The following is a 1,611-nucleotide window of genomic DNA, read 5'->3' as shown; positions in this document are numbered from 1 at the left end:
AGATCGTACACTTGTAAGCCAGAGCCTATTGCATGAAATTGCACCTCTCAAAGAAGGGTTTATCTATTTACCTGAAGAAGAAAAATTTTCCAGTATCGATGCCAACGGAGAAAAAACCTGCTTCAAACGTCTACTAAATCACTACGATAAACACGGCAGACTCACAGCCCAAGATCACTTTGAAACAGATCACTCCCCATCCCCTCGTTATCGTTTACATTGGACCTATGATGCCCATAATAATGTCACGGAACAAGTCAATGCCGCAGGTGAAACCCTTTATCGCACATTCGATGCCAATGGCAATGTGCTAAGTGAAAGAGGATCCCATCTACCTTACCGGAAGAACTTTTCTTATGACTTCATGAATCGCTTAACGAGTGTTGAGCCCCTTCTAGATCGAGTTCACAAGCATATAGTTGATCTGTCAAATACTGGCATAATTCCCATTCTTGAAGCGGATAAGGGCTACGATGCAGAATCTCTTAGAGATAAGTTGCTTAGACGTAGGATCTTTCCTGGGATTTGTAGACGTAAAAAACCAGGGAAAGAGGCAGAGAAGGTTGAAACTGTTCTGAAACGTATGCGATGGAAGGTTGAACGGGCTATATCTTGGTTGCAAAGGAAATTTAGACGATTAGCTGTAAGATGGGAAAGAAAGACTTGTTACTGGAAAGGTTTTTTGGCTCTAAGCCTCATAGTTTTTTGGATCTACAGATTAGTGGGATAGGTTCAGATAGAAAAAAGAGATTGCTGCTCTCAACATTTCTAGACAAAGGAAAAGCGGCTTGTCAGGAATATTTTTTCTACAATCAGAAAAAATAATTCATATTGGAAATAATTTCATTTCTAACGAAATATTGAATTTATAATTAAAGCTTAAAGGACTTAAATGAATATCAATTTTAATGATTTACCATGGCATGATGCTAACTTGAAATATATTCATATCGATAGAAGCGATCCCGATAACCAAGACATAGTCAAAATTTTAGTTGAATGGCCAGATGGTCTTGCCTCGATAATTGAATTTCATGATTGTTATGCTTTAAAAGCGAATATGAATTTTGGAATTGTAGCTAATGAATCTATTTTGGCTGCTGAATGTTTAATGGATTCGGACGAATTGAATCTAATTCATAATAAATGGTTGAAAATGGGCGCTAAATTAAAATCTTTAAAATGTTTTAGTATAAATACTAATTCTACAAATAGTACAATAGATATTTTTGCAAAAAGTTATGAAATAAAAGACTTTCACTCCGAATGATGAATGCAATACTCGCACGGCAAGCATCGACTACTACGGCAATAAAACCTTTTATGAATACGATGGCCTAAATCGCCTTGTCAAAACCATCTATCCCCCTATTCCCAGATCCAATGGAGAGCTTTTTGCTACCGAATGCTTGGCATATAATGCTTTAGGATATACGAGCAGAACATGGAATGGAAATGGAGATTTAACCCAGCAACAAAATACCATTCGAGGGCAGCCTTACTCTATTAAATATCCTGATGGTTCCATTGAAAGAATGACCTACACGCTCGATGGAAATCTGGAAGAGAAAATCGAAAAAAATGGAATGCGAACCGTTTATACCTATGATT

The 1,611-nt window shown here is 37.1% G+C and carries 3 protein-coding genes; all 3 read left to right on the top strand.

What is annotated here, in order from left to right:
- Positions 1-730: transposase (locus AOM43_RS03500; RefSeq protein WP_152618836.1), on the top strand; the 730-nt coding region annotated here is incomplete at its 5' end.
- A gap of 162 nt (positions 731-892) precedes the next feature.
- Positions 893-1,270 (top strand): hypothetical protein, encoded by a 378-nt coding sequence (locus AOM43_RS13270; protein ID WP_059359076.1) that lies wholly within the window; start codon positions 893-895, stop codon positions 1,268-1,270.
- A gap of 139 nt (positions 1,271-1,409) precedes the next feature.
- Positions 1,410-1,611: hypothetical protein (locus AOM43_RS14165; protein WP_439709378.1), on the top strand; the 202-nt coding region annotated here is incomplete at its 3' end.

Origin of the sequence: Parachlamydia acanthamoebae (assembly GCF_000875975.1) — a bacterium.
Taxonomy (GTDB): Bacteria; Chlamydiota; Chlamydiia; order Chlamydiales; family Parachlamydiaceae; genus Parachlamydia; species Parachlamydia acanthamoebae.
Note: the sequence above shows the minus strand (reverse complement) of the source record. Positions and strands in the feature narration are given on the sequence as shown.